The 22,080-nt window shown below is 71.3% G+C and carries 21 protein-coding genes; 10 read left to right on the top strand and 11 right to left on the bottom strand.

What is annotated here, in order from left to right:
- Positions 1-2: 2 nt before the first annotated feature.
- Positions 3-1,046, bottom strand: coding sequence for a phosphotransferase (locus ABB07_RS19010; RefSeq protein WP_208899833.1), 1,044 nt, complete (start codon positions 1,044-1,046; stop codon positions 3-5).
- Between the two features lie 491 nt (positions 1,047-1,537).
- Between ABB07_RS19010 and pdhA the strand changes: the two genes are divergently transcribed.
- Genes pdhA through ABB07_RS18995 form a run of 3 tightly spaced genes read left to right on the top strand, consistent with a single transcriptional unit; the run spans position 1,538 to position 5,160 of the window.
- Positions 1,538-2,779, top strand: a complete 1,242-nt coding sequence (gene pdhA / locus ABB07_RS19005) for a pyruvate dehydrogenase (acetyl-transferring) E1 component subunit alpha (RefSeq protein ID WP_208899832.1) — start codon at positions 1,538-1,540, stop codon at positions 2,777-2,779.
- A gap of 1 nt (position 2,780) precedes the next feature.
- Complete coding sequence (locus ABB07_RS19000; RefSeq protein WP_208899831.1) at positions 2,781-3,758, top strand: alpha-ketoacid dehydrogenase subunit beta; 978 nt, start codon at positions 2,781-2,783, stop codon at positions 3,756-3,758.
- A 10-nt stretch (positions 3,759-3,768) separates the two neighbouring features.
- Positions 3,769-5,160: a dihydrolipoamide acetyltransferase family protein gene (locus tag ABB07_RS18995; RefSeq protein ID WP_208899830.1), complete on the top strand. Its 1,392-nt coding sequence runs from the start codon at positions 3,769-3,771 to the stop codon at positions 5,158-5,160.
- 82 nt (positions 5,161-5,242) lie between these two features.
- Here ABB07_RS18995 and ABB07_RS18990 read toward each other — a convergent pair whose 3' ends face one another.
- Together ABB07_RS18990 and ABB07_RS18985 are read right to left on the bottom strand one after the other, a co-directional pair.
- Positions 5,243-6,262, bottom strand: a complete 1,020-nt coding sequence (locus ABB07_RS18990; protein WP_208899829.1) for a BRO-N domain-containing protein — start codon at positions 6,260-6,262, stop codon at positions 5,243-5,245.
- 116 nt (positions 6,263-6,378) lie between these two features.
- Positions 6,379-6,885, bottom strand: a complete 507-nt coding sequence (locus tag ABB07_RS18985) for a hypothetical protein (protein ID WP_208899828.1) — start codon at positions 6,883-6,885, stop codon at positions 6,379-6,381.
- Positions 6,886-7,010: 125 nt separating this feature from the next.
- Between ABB07_RS18985 and murJ the strand changes: the two genes are divergently transcribed.
- Together murJ and ABB07_RS18975 are read left to right on the top strand one after the other, a co-directional pair.
- The gene (gene murJ, locus ABB07_RS18980) at positions 7,011-8,672 is read left to right on the top strand and encodes a murein biosynthesis integral membrane protein MurJ (RefSeq protein WP_244189425.1); all 1,662 of its coding nucleotides are present in this window, start codon (positions 7,011-7,013) and stop codon (positions 8,670-8,672) included.
- 122 nt (positions 8,673-8,794) lie between these two features.
- The gene (locus ABB07_RS18975) at positions 8,795-9,634 is read left to right on the top strand and encodes a hypothetical protein (RefSeq protein WP_244189424.1); all 840 of its coding nucleotides are present in this window, start codon (positions 8,795-8,797) and stop codon (positions 9,632-9,634) included.
- 242 nt (positions 9,635-9,876) lie between these two features.
- Here the strand turns inward: ABB07_RS18975 and ABB07_RS18970 are convergent, their stop codons facing one another.
- From ABB07_RS18970 to ABB07_RS18960, 3 genes are all read right to left on the bottom strand, one after another.
- Positions 9,877-11,001 (bottom strand): DUF1648 domain-containing protein, encoded by a 1,125-nt coding sequence (locus ABB07_RS18970; protein ID WP_244189423.1) that lies wholly within the window; start codon positions 10,999-11,001, stop codon positions 9,877-9,879.
- Positions 10,998-11,348 (bottom strand): GntR family transcriptional regulator, encoded by a 351-nt coding sequence (locus ABB07_RS18965; RefSeq protein ID WP_208899827.1) that lies wholly within the window; start codon positions 11,346-11,348, stop codon positions 10,998-11,000. The genes ABB07_RS18970 and ABB07_RS18965 overlap by 4 nt, the downstream gene beginning before the upstream one ends.
- Positions 11,349-11,446: 98 nt before the next feature.
- Positions 11,447-12,358: a D-alanyl-D-alanine carboxypeptidase family protein gene (locus ABB07_RS18960; RefSeq protein WP_208899826.1), complete on the bottom strand. Its 912-nt coding sequence runs from the start codon at positions 12,356-12,358 to the stop codon at positions 11,447-11,449.
- A gap of 188 nt (positions 12,359-12,546) precedes the next feature.
- On the opposite strand from ABB07_RS18960, the gene ABB07_RS18955 reads away from it, so the two are divergent.
- Positions 12,547-13,221 (top strand): GntR family transcriptional regulator, encoded by a 675-nt coding sequence (locus tag ABB07_RS18955; RefSeq protein ID WP_208899825.1) that lies wholly within the window; start codon positions 12,547-12,549, stop codon positions 13,219-13,221.
- Positions 13,218-14,528, top strand: a complete 1,311-nt coding sequence (locus tag ABB07_RS18950) for an MFS transporter (RefSeq protein ID WP_208899824.1) — start codon at positions 13,218-13,220, stop codon at positions 14,526-14,528. Before ABB07_RS18955 ends, ABB07_RS18950 begins: the two co-directional genes overlap by 4 nt.
- 100 nt (positions 14,529-14,628) lie before the next feature.
- Here ABB07_RS18950 and ABB07_RS18945 read toward each other — a convergent pair whose 3' ends face one another.
- On the bottom strand, positions 14,629-15,453 hold the full coding sequence (locus tag ABB07_RS18945; protein ID WP_208899823.1) for a maleylpyruvate isomerase family mycothiol-dependent enzyme: 825 nt from the start codon (positions 15,451-15,453) through the stop codon (positions 14,629-14,631).
- 215 nt (positions 15,454-15,668) lie between these two features.
- On the opposite strand from ABB07_RS18945, the gene ABB07_RS18940 reads away from it, so the two are divergent.
- Positions 15,669-16,463, top strand: a complete 795-nt coding sequence (locus ABB07_RS18940; protein ID WP_208899822.1) for a carbon-nitrogen family hydrolase — start codon at positions 15,669-15,671, stop codon at positions 16,461-16,463.
- A gap of 25 nt (positions 16,464-16,488) precedes the next feature.
- Here ABB07_RS18940 and ABB07_RS18935 read toward each other — a convergent pair whose 3' ends face one another.
- Both ABB07_RS18935 and ABB07_RS18930 read right to left on the bottom strand, forming a co-directional pair.
- Positions 16,489-16,983: an LURP-one-related/scramblase family protein gene (locus ABB07_RS18935; RefSeq protein WP_208899821.1), complete on the bottom strand. Its 495-nt coding sequence runs from the start codon at positions 16,981-16,983 to the stop codon at positions 16,489-16,491.
- Between the two features lie 31 nt (positions 16,984-17,014).
- Positions 17,015-18,028 (bottom strand): GlxA family transcriptional regulator, encoded by a 1,014-nt coding sequence (locus ABB07_RS18930; protein ID WP_208899820.1) that lies wholly within the window; start codon positions 18,026-18,028, stop codon positions 17,015-17,017.
- A gap of 51 nt (positions 18,029-18,079) precedes the next feature.
- Here ABB07_RS18930 and ABB07_RS18925 point away from each other — a divergent pair, with 51 nt between their 5' ends.
- Together ABB07_RS18925 and ABB07_RS18920 are read left to right on the top strand one after the other, a co-directional pair.
- Complete coding sequence (locus ABB07_RS18925; protein ID WP_244189422.1) at positions 18,080-18,484, top strand: cupin domain-containing protein; 405 nt, start codon at positions 18,080-18,082, stop codon at positions 18,482-18,484.
- Between the two features lie 88 nt (positions 18,485-18,572).
- Positions 18,573-20,393, top strand: a complete 1,821-nt coding sequence (locus ABB07_RS18920; protein WP_208899818.1) for a thioredoxin-like domain-containing protein — start codon at positions 18,573-18,575, stop codon at positions 20,391-20,393.
- Positions 20,394-20,406: 13 nt separating this feature from the next.
- Here the strand turns inward: ABB07_RS18920 and ABB07_RS18915 are convergent, their stop codons facing one another.
- Together ABB07_RS18915 and ABB07_RS18910 are read right to left on the bottom strand one after the other, a co-directional pair.
- Complete coding sequence (locus ABB07_RS18915; protein ID WP_208899817.1) at positions 20,407-20,664, bottom strand: DUF6458 family protein; 258 nt, start codon at positions 20,662-20,664, stop codon at positions 20,407-20,409.
- 99 nt (positions 20,665-20,763) lie between these two features.
- On the bottom strand, positions 20,764-22,062 hold the full coding sequence (locus ABB07_RS18910; RefSeq protein ID WP_208899816.1) for a M18 family aminopeptidase: 1,299 nt from the start codon (positions 22,060-22,062) through the stop codon (positions 20,764-20,766).
- Between the last annotated feature and the right edge of the window lie 18 nt (positions 22,063-22,080).

Genomic DNA, 22,080 nt, shown 5'->3' with positions numbered 1-22,080 from the left:
CGTCACTCGGTGAACGCGTCGCACACGGCGTCGTACTCGCGTGTCCACCACACCACGAGCGCGGACGCGGCCGGGAACTGGCAGTCCGCGCGCGTGTCGCCGCGTTCGTAGTGCCAGCGCAGCATCCAGAAGTCGTTCAGCCGCTCCCACCAGACCCGGCGCACGGCCGCCGCCAGCTCGGACGGCGTGGCACCGGCCGCGCGCCGGTACGCGCGCGCGTACGCGCGTACCTTCGGCAGGTCCAGGGCGCCCACCGGGCGTACGAAGAAGATCGCCGCGGCGCGTACGGCCTCCTCGGCGCGGGGCTGCACGCCGAGCCGGTCCCAGTCGACGATGGCCGCCGGGGCGTCGTCCTTGTAGAGCACGTTGAACGGGTGGAAGTCGCCGTGCACCCAGCCCACCGAGCCGCCGCGCGGCGGGCGCCGGTCGGCGTGCTGCTCCAGGAGCGCCCGGCGTTCCAGCAGCCGGTGCCGGGCCAGCTCGTCGAAGGCGTCGGCGGGCCGGTGCCGGCGCACACGGGCGAGCAGGTCGTCGATGAGGGTGAAGGTGTCGGCCGGGTCGGCGCTCTCCACGGGGTGGGGGCTTGTGGCCGGCCGCGTGCGCCCCTTGGGCGGCATCACGCGCTCCAGACAGGCGTGCACGGCGCCCAGGAGCGCGCCGAGGCGTGCGCTCTCCCCGCGCGTGAGCTGCCCGCCGTGCCGGTGCCTGCCGTCGATCCAGGGATGCAGCGCGTAGGCGTGGCCGCCGACGACGGCGACCGTACGGCCCTCGCGGTGCGCGAGCGGTACGGCGACGGGGACGCCCAGGTCGGCCAGGCGCTGGGTGGCGCGGTGCCGGCGCTCGATCGCGGCCGGGTCGGCGGTGTCCGGATCGAAGTGGTGCTTGAGGAAGTAGCGGCCGCGGGTGGTGCGCAGCCGGTAGCCGCGGTTCAGCAGGCCCTGGTCGACCGGCTCACAGGCGAGGGCGGTGCCGGCGGCGTACAGGTGCAGCAGGGCGCCCAGAGGGGGCGCGTTGGGTACAACGGGTGGTACACATGAGCGCGGCACGCCGCAGATGGTAGGGCACCAAAAACCGCCGTGAGCTGGGGCTTGTCACAGGTGGTCGCCGGTGATCGCTTTCGGTCACGCGGTGGGCAGGCCACGGCCTTTATCAAGGTTTTCCGCTGCTTCCGATCTTCTCGACCTCGATAGGGATGAGATAAGCGGCGCAGCCGGTGTCGCACGCAAACAATTCGACTCTTCCCGTGACCCGGGTGAGCGGGTTAACGTTCCGTTGCTTCGGCGTTGAAGCAGGGCTGTGACCAGCACGCTTCCACACCTCCCCGATTTACTTGGAAATCCAAGCAAAATCGCAGGTCAGGTGGGGTTTCACAGAAATGTGGAGCTGTGGGTAACGTGATGGTTGCAGGGCGCTCGCCGGGGCACCTGTCACGCCTGTACCCGGCCGAGTGGCACCCACCCCGTGCCCGGTGGTCGAAACAGGTGAGCCGCACTGGCCTACCGGCAACCCCGGGGGCCGGAACGACGGAGGAGCACACGTGACCGTGGACAGCAGTGCCGCGCGCAAGCCGCGACGCAGCGCCGCAGGCAAGGCCGGCACCACCGGCAGCAAGACCGGCACGACCGGTACCAAGTCCGGAGCCACCGGCACCAAGCGCACCACCCGCAGCACCCGCGCCACCGCGAAGAGCACCGAGCCGGAGCTCGTACAGCTGCTGACGCCCGAGGGCGAGCGGGTCGAGAACGCCGAGTACGACGGCTACGTCGCCGGCATCACCCCCGAAGACCTGCGCGGCCTGTACCGCGACATGGTGCTCACCCGTCGCTTCGACGCCGAGGCCACCGCCCTGCAGCGCCAGGGCGAGCTGGGCCTGTGGGCCTCCCTGCTGGGCCAGGAGGCCGCCCAGATCGGCTCCGGCCGGGCGCTGCGCGACGACGACTACGTCTTCCCGACCTACCGCGAGCACGGCGTCGCCTGGTGCCGCGACGTCGACCCGACCAACCTGCTCGGCATGTTCCGCGGCGTGAACAACGGCGGCTGGGACCCGAACAGCAACAACTTCCACCTGTACACGATCGTCATCGGCTCCCAGACGCTGCACGCCACCGGCTACGCCATGGGCATCGCCAAGGACGGCGCGGACAGCGCGGTCATCGCCTACTTCGGCGACGGCGCGAGCAGCCAGGGTGACGTCGCCGAATCGTTCACCTTCTCCGCGGTCTACAACGCGCCCGTCGTGTTCTTCTGCCAGAACAACCAGTGGGCGATCTCCGAGCCGACCGAGAAGCAGACCCGGGTGCCGCTCTACCAGCGCGCCCAGGGCTTCGGCTTCCCGGGCGTGCGCGTGGACGGCAACGACGTGCTGGCCTGCCTCGCGGTCACCAAGTGGGCGCTGGAGCGCGCCCGCAGCGGCGAGGGCCCCACCCTGGTCGAGGCGTTCACCTACCGCATGGGCGCCCACACCACCTCCGACGACCCCACCCGCTACCGGGGCGACGAGGAGCGCCTGGCCTGGGAGGCGAAGGACCCGATCCTGCGCCTTCGCCGGTACCTGGAAGCCGCAAACCACGCGGACGAGGGATTCTTCGCGGAACTCGAGGCCGAGTCCGAAGCGTTGGGCAAACGAGTGCGCGAAGCGGTCCGCGCCATGCCCGACCCGGACCACTTCGCCATCTTCGAGAACGTGTACGCGGACGGGCACGCGCTCGTCGACGAGGAGCGCGCGCAGTTCGCCGCCTACCAGGCGTCGTTCGCGGACGCGAGTGAAGGGGGTCGCTGAGATGGCCGAGAAGATGGCGATGGCGAAGGCCATCAACGAATCGCTGCGCCGCGCTCTGGAGGAGGACCCCAAGGTCCTCGTCATGGGTGAGGACGTCGGCAAGCTCGGCGGCGTGTTCCGGGTGACGGACGGCCTCCAGAAGGACTTCGGCGAGAGCCGCGTCATCGACACCCCGCTGGCGGAGTCCGGCATCGTCGGCACCGCGATCGGTCTCGCGCTGCGCGGCTACCGCCCGGTGGTGGAGATCCAGTTCGACGGCTTCGTCTTCCCGGCCTACGACCAGATCGTCACCCAGCTCGCGAAGATGCACGCGCGCTCGCTGGGCAAGGTCAAGATGCCGGTCGTCGTCCGCATCCCCTACGGCGGCGGCATCGGCGCCGTCGAGCACCACTCGGAGTCCCCCGAGGCCCTGTTCGCGCACGTGGCGGGCCTGAAGATCGTCTCCCCCTCGAACGCCTCGGACGCGTACTGGATGATGCAGCAGGCCATCCAGAGCGACGACCCGGTGATCTACTTCGAGCCGAAGCGGCGCTACTGGGACAAGGCCGAGGTGGACGTCGAGGCGATCCCCGCCCCGCTGCACAAGGCCCAGGTCGTCCGCGAGGGCACCGACCTCACCCTGGTGGCGTACGGCCCGATGGTGAAGCTGTGCCAGGAGGTCGCGGCGGCCGCGGCCGAGGAGGGCAAGAGCCTGGAGGTCCTGGACCTGCGTTCGGTCTCCCCGCTGGACTTCGACGCCATCCAGGCCTCGGTGGAGAAGACCCGCCGCCTGGTCGTGGTCCACGAGGCACCGGTGTTCTTCGGCTCCGGCGGCGAGATCGCCGCCCGGATCACCGAGCGCTGCTTCTACCACCTGGAGGCCCCGGTGCTCCGGGTCGGCGGCTACCACGCCCCGTACCCGCCGGCCCGCCTGGAGGAGGAGTACCTGCCGGACCTGGACCGCGTGCTCGACGCCGTCGACCGCTCGCTGGCGTACTGAGGAGAGGGTCGTGACGACGATGACGCAAGCGTCCGTACGCGAGTTCAAGATGCCGGACGTCGGCGAGGGACTCACCGAGGCCGAGATCCTCAAGTGGTACGTCCAGCCCGGTGACACGGTCACCGACGGCCAGGTGGTGTGCGAGGTCGAGACCGCCAAGGCGGCCGTCGAACTGCCCATTCCCTACGACGGCGTGGTCCGCGAACTCCACTTCCCCGAGGGCACCACGGTCGACGTGGGCACGTCCATCATCGCGGTGGAGGTGACCGGCGCGGCAGCCGGCGAAGCCCCGGCCGAGCAGCCGAAGGCAGCTCCCGAGGATCCGGAGCCCGAGGCCAAGCCGGAGGGCCGCCAGCCGGTCCTGGTCGGCTACGGCGTGTCGACGTCCTCCACCAAGCGCCGCCCCCGCAAGGGCCCCGAGCTCACCGTCCCGGCGCCGGCCCAGGCGATCCAGACCGAGCTGAACGGCCACGGTCACGGCACGACCGCCGAGAAGCCCCGCCCGCTGGCCAAGCCGCCGGTGCGCAAGCTGGCCAAGGACCTCGGCGTCGACCTGGCCCTGGTCACCCCGTCCGGCCCGGACGGCATCATCACCCGCGACGACGTCCACGCGGCGGTCACGCCGAAGCCGGCGGAGCCGGCACCGGCCCCGGCCGCCGCGCCCGCGGTGACGCCGGCCCCGGTCGCCTCCTACGACGGCACGCGCGAGACCCGCGTCCCGGTCAAGGGCGTCCGCAAGGCCACGGCGGCGGCGATGGTCGGCTCGGCGTTCACCGCGCCGCACGTCACCGAGTTCGTGACGGTCGACGTGACCCGCACGATGAAGCTGGTCGAGGAGCTCAAGCAGGACAAGGAGATGCAGGGCCTGCGGGTCAACCCGCTGCTGCTGATCGCCAAGGCCCTGCTGGTCGCCATCAAGCGCAACCCGGAGATCAACGCGTCCTGGGACGAGGCCAGCCAGGAGATCGTGCAGAAGCACTACGTCAACCTGGGCATCGCGGCGGCCACCCCGCGCGGCCTGATCGTGCCGAACATCAAGGACGCGCACGACAAGACGCTCCCCCAGCTGGCCGAGGCGCTCGGTGACCTCGTCTCGACCGCTCGCGAGGGCAAGACGTCCCCGGCGGCCATGCAGGGTGGCACGGTGACCATCACCAACGTCGGCGTCTTCGGCGTCGACACCGGCACGCCGATCCTCAACCCCGGCGAGTCGGCGATCCTCGCGATCGGCGCGATCAAGCTCCAGCCCTGGGTCCACAAGGGCAAGGTCAAGCCGCGTCAGGTGACGACCCTGGCGTTGAGCTTCGACCACCGCCTGGTCGACGGCGAACTGGGCTCCAAGGTCCTGGCGGACGTGGCGGCGATTCTGGAGCAGCCGAAGAGGTTGATTACCTGGGCGTGACGACGCCGGATAACCTCGAAGAGTTGAGGGGACGGCCGCAAACTCGACTTGCGGCCGCCCCCTCTTCTTTCAGGCCGGATTGTCAGGCCTTGCTGAGCACGTACACGGGCGCCCCGTCTTCCGCTCCGCCTCGGGAGCGGATGCAGGCGTGCTTGCGCAGCAGGCGCAGACATTCGTTGACGCGGTGCACGGAGAGCCCCGTACGGGCGGCAAGGGATTCGAGCGGCTCCCGCAGCTCACCCTTCTCCACGAGGACGGGCGCGATGACGACGGCTACGGCCCACACGTCCGCCGTGACCGAGAGACGCTGCCGCCAGTCGGCCAGTACGGATTCCGTGGTGGGCAGCACACCGGCGTGCGCGGCAGACATCCGGGGGCCCAGCACCAGGGCGTCGAGCCGGTCAGCGATCCGTTCCATCGCCCGGACCATGGCCTGCTGCACGGCGAGGGTGGCCTTCTGCGTGGCCAGCATCTCCCGTTGCAGAGTCAGCGACTCCTTCTGCAGGGCCAAGGTTTCCCGCTGTACGTCCAGCGTTTCCTGCTGCAGCTCGATCGACTTGCGCTGCCCGTTCGCCAGCTCCTCGTCCAGCTGGAGGTTGTGCGCCTCCAGGCGGACGATGGCCTCGGCGACCTGCTCGGGCATGGCGTAGGCGATCGGGGCGCCCGGCTCGAGGGGCTGCACCTCGGCTTCTTCCAGGGTGTAGGAACCGTCTCGCTGAATGGTCTCGATCACCTCGGCGGCCCACTGCTTGAAGGGAGCGCAGGCTGGCTTGGTGCAGGCGTTGACGAGGAGGATGAGACCCTGCAGAGAGATGACATTCAGGTCTCGCCGCCACTCCCTACCTGCGGGAACACTCAGACCATAACCTCCAGTTAGGGTCTCGAGAGACTCTCGATGGTCGGCCGGCACATGGTCGGAGAGTGCTTTTTGCGGGTTCGTGTGCCCGAGTTCCTTGCACACATCCACCGCCGGAAACCAATGGCTCCCGTCCGGCATGGTCAGCCTGCGCAGGCGGGCTCCCGTCGCCGCGTACACGAAGTCGCTGATGTCGATCGCCTCGTGCCGCTCGGACGAGTCGGATCGCTTGCTGGGTTCGCTCATGTGAACCACCTCCGCTGCGGAACGTAGAGCGGAGGAAATCGAATATGCCAGCTGCAAGCGGGAGTTTCACGATTGAGGGTGAAGTCTGCCGGAAACTGCGGACATGTGAACGGCGGTCAGTCCTCGCCGACCTGGATCAGCACGACGAACCGTCGGCCGTCGGTGCCGGTGACGAGGCCGTCGAAGGTGCAGGCCGAGACGCAGCTCACGCAGCCTTCGAGTTCCGGGTCGAAGGTGGACCACCAGTGGGCATCAGGCCCGAGAAGCTGACCCACGCGGCGGGCGACGGCATCCGCTTCGCACCGTGCCATGAAGCTGGCCCCGGGCCACACCAGGCACTGTGCGGCCAGCCAGGCCATGAGTTCCACCGCCCTCTCCGCGGTGAGCGCTTCCAGTGCCTCCTCGACCTGCTGAGCGGAGGCCGGCCCGCTCCGGTCGCTGGCCCACTGCTCCCAGTCCTTCCACAACATCCGGATGACGACGTGCGCTTCGGCGGCGACAGCGGCCCGAAGCCCGTCCAGGCCGCCGGGCGTAGACGGAATCCGGCCTGACCGGACGTACACGCGTTGGCGGTGCGCGAGCCGCGCCATCAGCTGGGGCAACTCAGCATCACGGCCGCCCATTTCAGCTCCCTTCAGCACCGCACCCGCCTGCGGCCCGGTACGCGGGGTTCGCCTGGGGGAGGTGCTGCTGTGTCCCCGAATCGTTTGATGGCAGCCGCTGACCCCAACTGCCGTAGATTTACCGCATGGTAACGGGGGAGAAGACCACAGCCCGGCACGCGAAACCCAAGGCGGAGGCGGGGGCGGGGCGGGCCTCTGTGCTCATGGCCGGTGGCACCGTCGTGTCGCGGGCCAGTGGGCTGATCCGGCAGGTTCTGCAGGGGGCCGCGCTCGGGCCAGGGCTGCTCGCGACCACGTACAACACTGCCAACATCGTGCCGACCAGCCTGTACACCCTGCTGATCGGCGGCGCGCTGAACGCCGTGCTGGTGCCGCAGCTGGTGCGGGCGCGGGCCACCCATGCCGACGGTGGGCGGGCGTACGAGCAGCGGCTCGTCACCCTCGTCGTCAGCGTGCTGGCCGTCGGGACCGTGCTCGCCGTGTGGGCGGCGCCGGAGATCGTGAGCCTGTACATGAGGGATACGCCCCAGGAGCACGCGGCGTTCCGGCTGACCGTCGTCTTCGCCCGGTTCCTGCTTCCGCAGATCTTCTTCTACGGCCTGTTCGCCATCATGGGCCAAGTGCTGAACGCCCGCGAGAGGTTCGGCGCCATGATGTGGACGCCGGTGCTCAACAACGTCGTCCTGGTGGCGATGTTCGGCGTCTACCTCGGGATGATGACCGGCTCCCGCTCCGTCACCGACGTCACCGATATCACCGACGCCCAGGTCCGCTGGCTCGGAATCGGTACGACCCTCGGGATCGCCGTACAGGCCGTCGCGCTCGTCCCCTTCGCCCGGGCCGCCGGCTTCCGCTTCCGGCCCCGGTTCGACTGGCGCGGCGCGGGGCTCGGTTCCGGGGTCCACGCCGCGAAGTGGACGCTGTTGTTCGTGCTGACCAACCTGGTCGCCCTCACCGTCGTCACCCGCTATGCCAACGCCGCCGACATGGAGCTTTCGAAGGCGGGCGTCGGGTACACCGCCTACAGCTACGCGCAGACCATCTGGATGCTGCCCCAGTCCGTCGTCACCGTCTCCCTGGTCACGGCGCTGCTGCCACGCATGAGCAAGGCGGCGGCCGAGGGCAGGACCGGTGACCTGCGGGCCGATCTGTCCCGGGCGCTGCGGGTCAGCGGGGTCGTCATCGTGCCGGCCGCCGTCCTGTTCACCGTGCTCGGACCGGACATCGCCGTCCTCCTCTTCGCCCACGGCGCCACCGACGCCGCCACGGCCCAGCCCCTGGGGCACATGCTCCAGGCCTTCGGGCTCGGGCTGATCCCGTTCTCCGCGCAGTACCTGTTGCTGCGCGGCTTCTACGCCTTCGACGACACCCGTACGCCGTTCTTCATGGCCGTGTGGATCGGGGCCGTCAACATCGCGCTCGCCACCGCCTGCCATCTGCTGCTGCCCGCGCGGTGGGCGGTCACCGGCATGGCCGGTGCCTACACCGTCTCCTACTTCGCCGGGCTCCTCCTCACCGCACGGCTGCTGGCCCGCCGCACCGGCGGCCGGCTGGACGACGGCACCCTGCGCGGCACCTATGCCAGGCTGCTGTGCGCCGCGGGCGCCGCGGGGGTGGCCGGCTGGGCCGCGGCGCGGGGCTGCGCCGGGGTGCTGGGGTACGGTACGGCGGGGACGGCCCTGACGACCATCGTCGGCACGCTCGCCCTCGCCGTCGTCTATCTGCTGCTGGCCAGGGCCCTGAAGGTGGACGAAGTCCGGCGGATCCGGATTCCCGGGCTCGGCTGAAGACGTACAGGTCTGGGCGGGTGGGCCCGCCCCAGTCCCTGACGTTGTATCAGGGGCGGCTCAGGGTCGGGTGGGTGACGTCACGGATGGTGAGGGAGTGGCCACGGCGGCACGCTGGTGCCATGACGAAAACCGCCGCTCCTCGCCCCGGTCCCGCCTCCCCCGCCCGTCCCCCCTCCACCGTTCGTCGTGCCACCTCCCCCGCCCGTCGTGCCGCCGCACTCGCGGGCGCCGCCGCCGTCCTCGCCGGTACGGCGGTGGTGGGCGCACCGGGTGCCGCCTACTCGGCGCCTCGCGTCTCCGCCGCATCCGCGACCGACTTCGGTGACTGCCCGGCACTGCCCGACGGCGTCGAGCCGGCCCGATGGAGATGCGAAGTGCACTCGGCCGCCCCGCGGTTGACCCTCGGCAAGGTCACGGTGAGCCTCGCCCCGATCACCATGACGCACGCCGAAGGCCCGATGCCGGACGGCAGCAACGGCCAGGTGTGGGGTGCGATGCACAGCTCCCCCACCGCCGTACCGGGAGGACTGACCGGCACGCCCGGGGGCGATCGCGCGGCCGTCCTGGGGCTGGCGATACAGCCGGAGTACGGCGGCCGGTCCGACTTCTACACCGGGCAGTTCAGCCTGCGTTTCCGGCTCCTCGGCCCACTGGTGCCGCACAGCTGCACCATAGGCGCGGACGCTCCCGTCGACTTCCAGCTGAAGCGCTCCGGCCCCTCCAAGTGGGTCTCCCAGGACCCTCCGGTGATCGAGTTCTCCGCCTACGACGACACCTTCACCGCCCCGGCCGCCGAACACTGCGGGCCGCTCACCGGAGCTCTCAACCGGCGCCTCGGCCTGCCGGCGACCGAAGGCAACCTGCTCTCGTACGACGCCTCGTACACCTTCAGGACCTACGACCAGCTTGCCTCTCGCGCTGACGACAAGAGGCAGAACGGAGGGAACCTTTCGCGCTGACGCCGACTCCTGACCCGGCGACGCGGGCCCGACGGGGGACCGCACCGGCCCGAGAGGGGCAGGTATGGCACCGCACACCGACCGTCCACTGCCGAAGGACGAGCGTCCATGGCGAGGGCGTCCCCGCCCTGTGCGGCCCGGACCGGCGCGGCGGCCGTGCCCCAGGGCGACGCCCGGCCGTCGTCCTCTCCTTCGACGCCTTTGACTCGACGCCTTGGAGGTTCTCGATGTCCGTGGTCCGCTCAGTCCCGCCGCCGCAGCGCGTTCAGCAGGGCCGCGCCGCGCTCGGCGTCGTCCACGCTCACGGCGAAGTCCGTACGGCGGCCTCGGGGGCGTACGACCAGGCAGTCGCCGGCGCGGAGCATCACTGTCGTGCCGAGGCCGCTGAGGCGGTAGCCCCAGCCGCCGACCTGGGAGGGCTGCCGGCGCTCCGCGCGGGCGGACTCGATGGCGGCCGGCGGCCAGTGGCGGGCGGGCCAGCCGAGCGGACCGAAGGACACCTTCAGGCCCGATTCCGACACCTTCGCCTGGACCGAGGAGAAGAGGGCACCGGCGAGAGAGGCGATGGCGCAGATGACGCACACCGGGAGCAGTACGGCGGGGCCCGACAGGCCGGCGATCAGTGCCACCAGGGCGCCGACGGCGGTCAGGCCGGTCAGCGCCGCGAGCAGCTGCAGCCAGGGGTTGGCCGCGCGGGAGAACCACACCAGCCGCTCGCCCTCGGGCAGGTCCAGTGCGGGGGTCGGGGCGGGCGGCGTGGTGGAGGCGGTGCGGGTGGTCAGCCACCAGGCCACCACGCCGGCGAGCGCCGCCAGGGCCAGGACGAGCACGACGGCGAGAGCCGGGTCGCGGGCCTCGCGCCAGTCGGTGCGGTCGAGGTTGGCGCGGACGACGCAGGCCTGCGCACCGACGAGTACCGCCGCGGTGGGTGCCAGCGCGATCGCCCGCCAGGGGCGTGCGACCGGCCAGGAACGGCGCCATCGCACGCTCAGTACGAGGGCGATCAGCAGCCAGAGGCCGGCCGGGAACAGGGAGGCCTCCCACAGCGGCATCGAGCTGTCGGGGGCGGCACCTCCGCTCCAGTGGGTCGCCAGCCGGTCGGGCAGCCGGTCCCGCGCGGCCCAGGGCAGGCCCGCGAGCAGCGCGGCCACGGCCACCGTGCACCCGGTGAGCCCCCAGCGCGCGACCCGCCCCCGGGCGCCTGTCCGATCGCGCCCGCCCGGGTCCTCCCGATCGCGCCCGCCCGGGTCCCGGTCCTGCCGGGCCCGGTCGTGCCCGTCCCCGTCGTGCCCGCCCGGGTCCCGGTCGCCCCGTACCCGGTCGTCTCCCTCCCGGTCGTCTCCGTCCCGTTCTTCCCCGTCGGTCATGTCGTCGTCCCCCGGATCATCTCGATGAGGTCGGTGCGGGTGTAGCCGAGCCGGGATGCCTCCGCGACCAGCTCCCGCACCCTGATCTGCAGTCCGGAGCGCCGGGCCGCGCCCTCGGCGACGGTGATCCCCCGGCCCCGGCGGAACTCCAGCAGGCCCTCGTCCCGCAGTTGGCGCAGGCCACGCAGGACGGTGTTGACGTTGATGTCCAGGGCCGTGGAGAGATCGCGGGCGGAGGGCAGCCGGTCGCCGGCGCGGCACTCGCCCTCGGCGATGGCCCGCCGGACCGCCGCCGCGACCTGCTCGTGCAGAGGGCGAGTGTCGGTCGTGTCCAGATGCAGCAGCATGGTGCCAATGAGATTAGCACCATCAGCTTCATGCGGTAGGGGGGCAGCAGAACGGGCCCGCCGCTGGTCGCGACGGGCCCGTGGGTGCCTGGAGGGTGTCAGCCGAGCTTGGCGAAGCCGTAGTCCATGAGCTTCTTGGCGTCCGACTCACGCTGGGGGATGGAGGTGGAGGACAGGACGGTGCCGATGACCGTCTTGCCGTTGCGGGTGGCGGCGAAGACCAGGCAGTAGCCGGCCTCCGGGCCGGAGCCCGTCTTCACACCGATGGTGCCGCTGTAGCTGCTCAGCAGCCCGTTGGTGTTGGTCCACGGGGCCATCGTGCGGGTGCTGCCCGTCTTGGTGATCGTCTTCGCGGTGTACGACTTCGTCTTGACGATCGCGCGGAACGTGGAGTTGCTCATCGCACTGCTGGCGATCTTCGTGAGGTCGCGCGGCGTCGAGTAGTTGTTGCCGTTGCCGATGCCGTCGAAGGAGTCGAAGTGCGTGTTCGTCAGGTGCAGGCTCTTCGCGGCGGCGTTCATCTTGCCGATGAAGTTGCTCACGCGCGCGGCACGGGTGGAGCCCGAGCCGTAGGTGTCGGCGAGCGCGTAGGCGGCGTCGCAGCCGGACGGCAGCATCAGGCCGTACAGCAGCTGGCGGACTGTGACCTTGTCGCCGACGATCAGGTGCGCCTGGGAGGCGTTGTTCTTGACGACGTAGTCGCTGTACGCCTTCTGGATCGTCACCTTCTTGTCGAGGTTGAGGTTCGACTGCGCGAGCACGACCTTGGCGGTCATGATCTTGGTGGTGGAGCCGGTGGAGCGCCGGGTGTCCGCCGCCTTGGTGTAGAGCGTCGAACCGCTCGCGTTGTTCATCACGTAGCCGCCCTTGGCCACGATGGAGGGCGTCGTGACCGCCTGAGCGGGCGCCGCGGTGAGGGCACCGGTGGCGAGCAGCGCGCCGGAGGTGACGGCGACGGCGGCGGCTCTGCGGAGGTGCGTGCTGCGCGTGCCCTTAATGCCGGTAATCAAAGTGATGTACCCCGATTGTCGTAAATGCCCCTGAATGCGGCCGAGTTGAACTGGCAAGAGCAGCGGGCCGCACGTGTGAGACACGTAAGTAGCACAGAAGGTTGTGCGGTCGCCGCGCGCGACGTGCGTCACGTCCGGATGCTGGACGCCGCCGCTCCTTGCGTACGTGTTGTATCTATCCTGTGGGCATGAAGACGGCCGTCCAGCAGCCCGCCCGCCGAGACCCCAAGCCACCGCCCGCCGCCGACCGCGTGTACGCCCATGTCAAGCAGGGCGTCCTCGACCGCCGCTACGAGGGCGGCACCCTGCTCACCGAGGGCGAGCTGGCCGAGGCCGTCGGGGTCTCGCGCACGCCCGTGCGGGAGGCACTGCTGCGGCTGGAGGTCGAGGGCCTGATCCGGCTCTACCCGAAGAAGGGCGCGCTGGTCCTGCCGGTCTCTGCGCAGGAGATCGCCGACGTGGTGGAGACCCGCCAGCTGGTCGAGGAGCACGCCGCCCGCAAGGCCGTACCCGCCCCGCCCGGCCTGCTCGAGCGGCTGACCGAGCTGCTTCAGCTGCAGAAGGCGCAGGCCGCCGCCGGTGACCTGGCCGCGGCCGCGGTGACCGACCGCAACTTCCACGCCGAGATCGTGCGCAGCGGCGGCAACGAGATCCTGTCCCGCCTCTACGACCAGCTGCGCGACCGGCAGCTGCGGATGGGTGTCGCCGTCATGCACTCCCACCCCGACCGGATCGCCAAGACGCTGGCCGAGCACGAGGAGATCCTGGACGCGCTGCGCGCCGGCGACGCGGAGGCGGCGGTCAGGGTCGTGCACCGGCACGTGACCTGGTTCGAGCACCTCGCCCGAGGTGAGGTCCGATGAGCGCGCCGGCGCGGAACGTCACCCTTCCGGGTGATCCGCCGGGCGGTCGGCGTGCCGTCACCGTGTGGTCCATAGGCGTCGCCGTCTACTTCGTCGCCGTCATCTTCCGTACGTCACTGGGCGTGGCGGGGCTGGACGCGGCGGACCGCTTCCATGTGAACGCGTCCGCCCTGGCGACGTTCTCCATCCTCCAGCTGCTGGTCTACGCCGGCATGCAGATACCCGTCGGCCTGCTGGTCGACCGGCTCGGCACCAAGAAGGTGCTGAGCATCGGCGCCGTGCTGTTCACGGCCGGGCAGCTGGGCTTCGCCTTCTCCCCGTCGTACGGCACCGCCCTCGCCTCCCGCGCCCTGCTGGGCTGCGGGGACGCGATGACCTTCATCAGCGTGCTGCGGCTCGGCACCCGCTGGTTCCCGGCCCGGCGCGGTCCGCTGGTCGCGCAGCTCGCGGGGCTGGTCGGCATGGCGGGCAACCTGGTCTCCACGCTGGTCCTCGCCCGGCTGCTGCACGGCATCGGCTGGACCCCCGCCTTCGCGGGCAGCGCGCTCGCGGGTGTCGTCGTCCTCGTGCTGACGCTGCTGTTCCTGAAGGACCACCCCGAGGGACACGAGCCCGAGCCGGCGCCGCACCAGGGTGCCGCATACGTCCGCCGGCAGATCGCGGCGGCCTGGCGGGAGCCCGGCACCCGCCTCGGCCTGTGGGTGCACTTCACCACCCAGTTCCCGGCGATGGTGTTCCTGCTGCTGTGGGGCCTGCCGTTCCTGGTAGAGGCGCAGGGGCTGAGCAGGGCCACGGCCGGTGAACTGCTCACCCTGGTCGTGCTGTCCAACATGGTGATCGGGCTGGTGTACGGCCAGATCGTCGCCCGGCACCACGCGGCCCGGCTGCCGCTGGCGCTGGGCACGGTCGGGGCGACGGCGCTGCTGTGGGCGTCGGTGCTGGCGTATCCCGGTGCGCGTGCGCCGATGTGGCTGCTGGTGGTGTTGTGCGCGGTGCTGGGGGCGTGCGGTCCTGCCTCGATGCTCGGGTTCGACTTCGCGCGGCCGGCCAACCCGCCCGAGCGACAGGGGACCGCGTCGGGAATCACCAACATGGGTGGATTCATCGCCTCGATGACGACGTTGTTCGCGGTGGGGGTGCTGCTGGACGCCACCGGGGACGACTACGCGGTGGCGTTCAGCGCCGTGTTCGTGCTGCAGGCGCTCGGTGTCTCCCAGATCCTGCGGCTGCGGGGGCGGGCTGCCCGGCGTGAGCGTGAGCGGCTGGTTGCCAGCCGGGTCGAGACAGTGCACGTGCCTGCGGCTTAGCCGTCTTCTCCCACGCGCGCACCACCCGTTTCCAGTCGGCTGAAAGGCTGGACGACCTGCTCGGGTGCCCGCCGCCGGCGGCCTCCCGTCACGGCACGACCTACGGCGTCACCGCGAAGTTCCGCAGGATCGCCGCCGCCAGGTCCGGGTCGCCCTCCGTCTTCACCCTGTCGGCGGCCGCCTCCGGCGTCACGCGGCCGCAGGCCAGGCGGACGTAGGTCTCCCAGTCGAGGGTGAGGGTGGCGGCGGGGCCGAGGGCCGGGGCGGTCTCCAGGGTGCCGCGGCCCTGGATGTCGACCCGGATGGTGCGCAGGAACTCCACCGGGCCGTGCACGTCGAGGACGACGGCCGAACTGCGCGGTGCGGCCGCGTCCTTCGCGACGACCTTGGGGAGTGCCTCCAGCAGCACGTCCCGGGCCACGTACGCGCCCGGCGAGTCCAGGTTGCCGGGGCGGCCGAGGGCCGTACGCAGGTCCTGCTCGTGCACCCACACGTCGAAGGCGCGGGCGCGGTAGGCCTGTTCCACCGTGATCTCGCTGCCCAGCGGGCCGCGGACCGTGGTGCCGGGGTCGCGGGACTCGGTGCGCAGCTGGCGGTTGCGGCGGATGACCGTGTACTCCAGCTCGGCCGTCATCTCCGGCGCCGTGTGGTGGCGGCGGACGTCGACCTGCATCTCCATGTAGCGCTGGTGCTCGTTGGTGACGTGGAAGAGGTCACGCGGGAGGGAGTGGATCGGGCGCGGGTCGCCGAGCATCTCGCAGTCCATGCCGATGACGTGCGACACGATGTCCCGGACCGACCAGCCGGGGCAGGGGGTCCGCCGGTTCCACTCGGCCTCCGCGAGCGGCTGGACCATCTCGGATATCGCTTCGATGGAGTGCGTCCAGGCGTCGGCGTAGGGCTGGAGGGTGGGATGCAGACTCACGGAACGGGACCCCTCGGCGGTCGGTACACGGGCAGGTTGTGGCGGCGTTGCCGGCGGCGGCTGCACTTCGGCGGGTGTCTGGGCCTCCCCCGATCCTCGGCTGCGCTCGAATCGGGGGGACCCCCAAGTTACGCTGCTTGCAGGCACCCCGGCAGTGCTTTCGTGTGACGATCGTAGGCCCGTGTGGACGACTCGAATGCCAGGACGGTGGTAGTGTGCGCGCCTCGCTGATCCAGATCGCCGTGAACGAGGACGAATCGGTCGACTCCCGGCGGCAGCGGGTGGCCGCGCTGGTCCGCGAACAGGCCGGTGCCGACCTGGTGGTCCTGCCCGAGCTGTGGACCATCGGAGCCTTCGCCTACGAGGAGTTCGGCCGGGAGGCCGAGCCGCTCGAAGGGCCGACGTACGAGACGATGGCCAAGGCGGCGAGCGACGCGGGCGTGTGGCTGCACGCGGGGTCCATTCCCGAGCGCGACCCTGAGGGGCCCCTCTACAACACCTCTCTCGTCTTCTCCCCCTCCGGTGAGCTTTCCGCCGCCTACCGCAAGATCCATCGCTTCGGCTTCGACAAGGGCGAGGCCGTACTGATGGGCGCCGGGCGGGACCTGGTGACGGTCCGGCTGCCCGGGACCACGCTCGGCGTGGCCACCTGCTACGACCTCCGTTTCCCCGAACTCTTCCGGTCGCTGGTCGACGCCGGCGCCGAGACCCTGGTGATCCCGGCGGGCTGGCCCGAGCGGCGACGCGCGCACTGGACGCTGCTGGCTCAGGCGCGGGCGGTGGAGAACCAGGCGTTCGTGCTCGCCTGTGGAACGGCCGGGACCCATGCGGGAGTTCCGCAGGCGGGTCACTCGATCGTGGTGGATCCCTGGGGCGAGGTGCTCGCGGAGGCGGGCTCCGGCGAGGAGGTCCTCACCGTCGACTTCGACCCGGCGAGGGTGGCGGCCACCCGCGAGCAGTTCCCGGCGCTGAAGGACCGCGTGCTGGGCCTGGAGCCACCGCGCCGCTAGCGGGCCCCGGGCCCTTTCCAGGCCGTCAGTCCTCCTCCCGCTCCTTCTGCGCCAGATGGATCACGCACACCGCCACCGCGATCAGCAGGGCCGGGTCCGCGTCCTCGCGCACGATGTCGACGCCGTAGGTGTCGCGCAGGGACAGGAAGCGGCGGGAGATCACGGCCAGCAGTTCGCCGTCGTACTCGACGGCGAACTCGTGGTCGAGGATCCTGCCGCTGACGTCCAGATCGGTGCCGTCGACCAGGGACACCCGGTAGTGGTTGCGCAGCAGTGACAGCCGTTTGCGCCTGATGGTCGCCAGGCCCTCGCCGTCCCGCTCGATCACCATGGTGTCGCGCAGCGCGAACATCTTCTGGTGGATGTCGATCAGCACGCGCCCGTGGGCGTCCTTCAGCTGGAAGGTGTCCCGCAGCCGCATGGCCTTGCCGTCGACGAGGAAGACCTTGCGGCCGTGCTCGTCCTCGATCCAGTAGTCGTCGCCGATGCCGAGCAGCCGGTCGTGTACGAGGAGTCTCATGCGGGTACCGTTCCCCGCCGCGCGTTGATCATCACGGGGCGGCCGGACCGAACCGTCTCCGGTACGCCGACGGGCTGAGCCCGGTCTCCCGGCGCAGCCGGGCCCGCAGGTTGGCCGCCGTACCCAGGCCGCTGCGGGCCGCGACGACGTCCAGGCGCTCCTCACCCCGCTCGATCAGCCGGCAGGCCAGCGCCACCCGTTCCCCGGTGAGCCAGGCCAGCGGGGTGGTGCCCAGCTGGGCGCGGAAGCGGCGGTGCAGGGTGGCGGGGCTGACGGCCGCGCGGGCGGCGAGGTCCGCCACGGTCAGCGGTTCGCCCAGCCGCTCCTGCGCCCAGGCCAGCAGCGGACCGAGCGACTCGTCGGGCACCTCGGGCACCGGGCGCTCCACGAACTGCCGCTGGCCGCCGTCGCGGTGCGCGGCGAACACCAGGCGCCGGGAGACGGCGGCGGCGAGTTCGGCGCCGTGGTCGCGGCGCCAGAGGTGCAGCCCGAGGTCGAGGGCGGCCGCGCTGCCGGCGGCGGTGAGGAGGTCGCCCTCGTCCACGAAGAGGACGTCCGGCTCCAGCAGCACCTTGGGATGCAGGTCCCGGAAGGCGTCCGCCCACATCCAGTGGGTGGTGGCCCGGCGCCCGTCGAGCAGTCCGGCCTCGGCGAGGGCGAAGCTGCCGGTGCAGAAGCTGACGATGCGCGCCCCGCGCGCGTGCGTGCGCCGGATGGCGTCCAGCACGTCGGCTCCGCGCGGTACGACGTTGTCGGGGCGGCCCGGTACGACGAGGGTGTCGGCCTCGTCCACCGCGTCCAGGCCGGGTACGCCGGTCAGGGTGAAGAAGCCGTGGTTCATCCGGATCCGCGGGGTGGGCGTGCACAGCGTCACCGTGTACGGCGGTCCGGGAACGCCCAGTTCGGGTCTGGGCAGGCCGAACAGCTCCGTCGCGACGCCCACTTCGAAGGGGTTGGTGCCCTCGTCCACGATCACGACGACCCGGTGCGGCACGCTCCCGTGCGGCACGTCCCGGTGCGGCGGCTGAGAGGATCCTTGCGGCATATGCGATTCCTAGCACTCGTCCGGTCGTACCGGAACCCGCAGGATGACCGCATGGAACCCATGGAGCCCAAGGAACCCCTCGCCCTGGACAAGGCGTTCGCCTCCTTCACCGAGTGCTGGAGCCCCCGGATCGTCGCCGCCGTCAACGACTACGACGTCCGCATCGCCAGGTTCGAGGGCGAGCACGTCTGGCATGTGCACGAAAACACCGACGAGTTCTTCCTGGTCCTGGACGGCGAGGTGCACCTCGGCCTGCGCGAGCCGACCGGGGCCCGCACGGTCGTCCTGACCAGGGGCTCGGTGTTCACCGTCCCGCGCGGCACCTATCACAAGCCGTCCGCGCCCGAGCGCGCCGAGGTCCTCCTCTTCGAGCCCGCCGGCACCGTCACGGTCGGCGACCGTCACGAGGAGGTCCCGGCCCACGTGGACGTCACGACGGGCCACGCGCTGACCTGACCGTCCCGTTGGTTGTCCACAGGCGCCTGAAGTTGGTTGTCCACAGGCGCCCGAACGGCTGTCGGAGCCGGGTGGCAGTCTTGGAGCCATGACCGACTCCGCATCCCGACGCGTCCGTGTACGTGCCCCCGAGCTGATCGGCAAGGGCGGCTGGCTGAACACGGGCGAGAAGCAGTACACACTCGCCGACCTGCGCGGACGCATCGTGGTCCTGGACTTCTGGACCTTTTGCTGCATCAACTGCCTGCACGTCCTGGACGAGCTGCGTGAGTTGGAGGAGAGGCACCGGGACACGGTGGTGGTCGTCGGGGTGCACTCGCCGAAGTTCGCGCACGAGGCCGAGCACCGGGCGGTCGTCGACGCCGTGGAGCGGTACGGCGTGGAGCATCCGGTGCTGGACGACCCGGAGCTGGCCACCTGGAAGCAGTACGCGGTGCGGGCCTGGCCGACGCTGGTCGTGATCGACCCGGAGGGGTACGTCGTCGCCCAGCACGCGGGCGAGGGGCACGCGCACGCCATCGAGCGGCTGGTCGAGGAGCTGGAGGCGGAGCACGGGGCGAAGGGCACCCTGCGCCGCGGCGACGGTCCGTACGTGCCGCCGGAGCCGGAGCCGACGACCCTGCGCTTCCCCGGCAAGGCGCTGCTGCTCGAGTCGGGGCACGTCCTGGTCAGCGACACCACCCGGCACCAGCTGGTGGAGCTGGACGAGGACGCCGAGACCGTCGTACGGCGCATCGGCTCCGGCATGCGCGGGTTCGCCGACGGCGGCCCCGAGGAGGCCGCTTTCAGCGAGCCGCAGGGCCTCGCCCTGCTGGCGGACGGCTCGGTGGTGGTGGCCGACACCGTGAACCACGCCCTGCGCCGCCTCGACCCGGGGACCGGCGAGGTGACCACCCTGGCCGGCACCGGCAGGCAGTGGTGGCAGGGGTCCGCCACCTCCGGCCCGGCCCGCGAGGTCGACCTCTCCTCGCCCTGGGACGTGGCGGTGTTCGGCGGCAAGGTGTGGATCGCCATGGCGGGCGTCCACCAGCTGTGGACGTACGACCCGGCCGCGGGCACGGTCGCCGTGGCGGCGGGCACCACCAACGAGGGCCTGGTGGACGGCCCCGGCGCCGAGGCCTGGTTCGCGCAGCCCTCCGGTCTCGCGGCCACCGCCGAGCGGCTGTGGCTCGCCGACTCCGAGACGAGCGCGCTGCGCTGGGTGGACCTGGACGGGCATGTCCACACGGCCGTCGGCACCGGCCTGTTCGACTTCGGCCACCGCGACGGCGCCGCAGGGCAGGCCCTGTTCCAGCACCCGCTGGGTGTCACCGCCCTGCCGGACGGTTCGGTGGCGGTCGCCGACACCTACAACCACGCCCTGCGCCGTTACGACCCGGCGACCGGCGAGGTCACCACGCTGGCCACCGACCTGCGCGAGCCCAGCGACGCCGTGCTCGTGGGCGAGGACATCGTGGTGGTGGAGTCGGCCCGGCATCGGCTGACCCGGCTGCGGCTGCCCGAGGAGGCGGTGCGCGTGGAGGCGGTCGCCCACCGCACCCGGCGCGCGGCGACCGAGGTCGCCCCCGGCAGACTCCGGCTGGACGTCGTCTTCCAGGCCCCCGCGGGCCAGAAGCTGGACACCAGATACGGCCCCTCGACCCGTCTGCTGGTCTCCGCCACCCCGCCCGAGCTGCTGCTCAAGGGTGAGGGGGCGGACACCGACCTGGGCCGGGACCTGGAGCTGAACCCGGCCGTCACGGAGGGCGTACTGCACGTCTCGGCGATGGCCGCGAGCTGCGACGACGACACCGCGAACGCATACCCCGCCTGCCATGTCCACCAGCAGGACTGGGGCGTCCCGCTCCGTGTCACCGAGGGCGGGGCGGACCGCCTGCCGCTCGTCCTGGCGGGAATGGCCGAGCAGTAGGCGTCACGGCACGTCAGATGCCGTAACCGTCGCTGTAGCCGTCGACGCTGTGGCGGTGGTGGTGATGGGGTTCCTCCTCCACCACCGGCGTCGGCGGCATCACCACGCGGCGGCGCCGGGCGATGCCGCTGAAGGTCGCCACGCCGATCAGTCCCACGGCCATCAGGATCAGGCCGACGACCGTGAGGTTGACGCCGTGCATGTGCCAGTCGGTCGCGAACGTGAGGATGGCCCCCACGGCGATGAGGATGATGCATCCTCCGAGCCCCATGAGAAGTCGCCTCCCCTTTCGGTTCCGGAATCTCCGGTGCCGTCCGGGTACCCGCGGCGGTCGCGCCTAGCCCTCGGCTCGTCCCCGGCCCGTCCTCGGTCAGCCCTCCAGAAAGGCCGTCAGGGCGTTCGCCAGCAGGAACGGGTCGTCGGCGCCGCACAGTTCGCGCACGCTGTGCATGGAGAGGATCGCCACGCCGATGTCGACCGTGCGGATGCCGTGGCGGGCGGCGGTGATGGGGCCGATGGTGGTGCCGCACGGCATGGAGTTGTTGGAGACGAACGACTGGAAGGGCACGTTCGCCTTCTCGCAGGCGGCGGCGAACACCGCGCGGCCCGAACCGTCCGTGGCGTAGCGGTTGTTGACGTTGACCTTGAGGATGGGGCCGCCGTTGACCCGGGGGTGGTGCGTCGGGTCGTGCCGCTCGGCGTAGTTGGGGTGGACGGCGTGGCCGGTGTCGGAGGACAGGCAGACCGTGCCGGCGAAGGCCCGGGCCCGGTCCTCGTACGAGCCGCCGCGCGCGAAGACCGAGCGCTCCAGCACGCCGCCGAGCAGCGGGCCGTCCGCGCCGGTGTCCGACTGCGAGCCGTTCTCCTCGTGGTCGAAGGCGGCGAGCACGGGGATACGGGTGAGCGGGGCGCCGGAGGTCGCGACGGCGGCCAGGGCGGCGGCGCCCGCGTGCACCGACAGCAGGTTGTCCATGCGCGGACCGGCGACCAGGTCCCGGTCCCGGCCGAGGTAGGCCGGGGCCTCCACCGGATGCGTCATCAGGTCCCAGCCGGTGACCGAGCCGGCCGCGAGGCCCGCCTCCTGCTCCAGGAAGGCGATCAGATCGCCGTCGCGCACATCGTCGCCGAGACCCCAGACCGGCTGCAGGTGACGCTGCTTGTCCAGCTTGAGCCCCTCGGTGCTGACCGAGCGGTCCAGGTGGATGGCGAGCTGGGGCACGCGCAGCAGCGGCCGGTCCACGTTGACCAGGACCGAGGAGCCGTCCCTGAGGCTCAGCCGGCCGGCCAGGCCCAGGTCGCGGTCCAGCCAGGAGTTCATCAGCGGGCCGCCGTAGATCTCGACGGCGACCTGGCGCCAGCCGTGCGCCCCGCTGTCCGGGCGCGGCTTGATCCTGAGGTTCGGGGAGTCGGTGTGGGCGCCGACGATGTGGAACGGCGTGTGCGCCGCGGCGCCCTCGGGGACGTACCAGGCGATGATCGCGCCGCCGCGCAGCACGTACTTGCCGCCGCTCGTGGAGTCCCAGGCGTCCGTCTCGGCGACCTGCCTGAAGCCCGCCTTCTCCAGCCGTTCGGCGGTGTTCGCCACGGCGTGGTACGGCGACGGGCTCGCCGCCAGGAAGGACATGAGGTCGTCGGTGTGGCCGCGGTCGAAGCGGGATGCTGCGCTCATGGGTTCACCTTAACGACG

Origin of the sequence: Streptomyces incarnatus (assembly GCF_001027185.1) — a bacterium.
GTDB classification, from domain to species: domain Bacteria; phylum Actinomycetota; class Actinomycetes; order Streptomycetales; family Streptomycetaceae; genus Streptomyces; species Streptomyces puniciscabiei.
The sequence above is the reverse complement of the archived record's forward strand: the minus strand, read 5'-3'. Positions and strand labels throughout refer to the sequence as shown.

Coding starts and splice junctions, on each gene's coding strand:
- ABB07_RS19000 (WP_208899831.1), top strand. CDS start 2,781: ATGGCCGAGAAGATGGCGATGGCGAAGGCCATCAACGAATCGCTGCGC.
- ABB07_RS18990 (WP_208899829.1), bottom strand. CDS start 6,262: ATGAGCGAACCCAGCAAGCGATCCGACTCGTCCGAGCGGCACGAGGCG.
- ABB07_RS18985 (WP_208899828.1), bottom strand. CDS start 6,885: ATGGGCGGCCGTGATGCTGAGTTGCCCCAGCTGATGGCGCGGCTCGCG.
- murJ (WP_244189425.1), top strand. CDS start 7,011: ATGGTAACGGGGGAGAAGACCACAGCCCGGCACGCGAAACCCAAGGCG.
- ABB07_RS18975 (WP_244189424.1), top strand. CDS start 8,795: ATGACGAAAACCGCCGCTCCTCGCCCCGGTCCCGCCTCCCCCGCCCGT.
- ABB07_RS18970 (WP_244189423.1), bottom strand. CDS start 11,001: ATGACCGACGGGGAAGAACGGGACGGAGACGACCGGGAGGGAGACGAC.
- ABB07_RS18965 (WP_208899827.1), bottom strand. CDS start 11,348: ATGCTGCTGCATCTGGACACGACCGACACTCGCCCTCTGCACGAGCAG.
- ABB07_RS18955 (WP_208899825.1), top strand. CDS start 12,547: ATGAAGACGGCCGTCCAGCAGCCCGCCCGCCGAGACCCCAAGCCACCG.
- ABB07_RS18950 (WP_208899824.1), top strand. CDS start 13,218: ATGAGCGCGCCGGCGCGGAACGTCACCCTTCCGGGTGATCCGCCGGGC.
- ABB07_RS18935 (WP_208899821.1), bottom strand. CDS start 16,983: ATGAGACTCCTCGTACACGACCGGCTGCTCGGCATCGGCGACGACTAC.
- ABB07_RS18930 (WP_208899820.1), bottom strand. CDS start 18,028: ATGCCGCAAGGATCCTCTCAGCCGCCGCACCGGGACGTGCCGCACGGG.
- ABB07_RS18925 (WP_244189422.1), top strand. CDS start 18,080: ATGGAACCCATGGAGCCCAAGGAACCCCTCGCCCTGGACAAGGCGTTC.
- ABB07_RS18920 (WP_208899818.1), top strand. CDS start 18,573: ATGACCGACTCCGCATCCCGACGCGTCCGTGTACGTGCCCCCGAGCTG.
- ABB07_RS18915 (WP_208899817.1), bottom strand. CDS start 20,664: ATGGGGCTCGGAGGATGCATCATCCTCATCGCCGTGGGGGCCATCCTC.
- ABB07_RS18910 (WP_208899816.1), bottom strand. CDS start 22,062: ATGAGCGCAGCATCCCGCTTCGACCGCGGCCACACCGACGACCTCATG.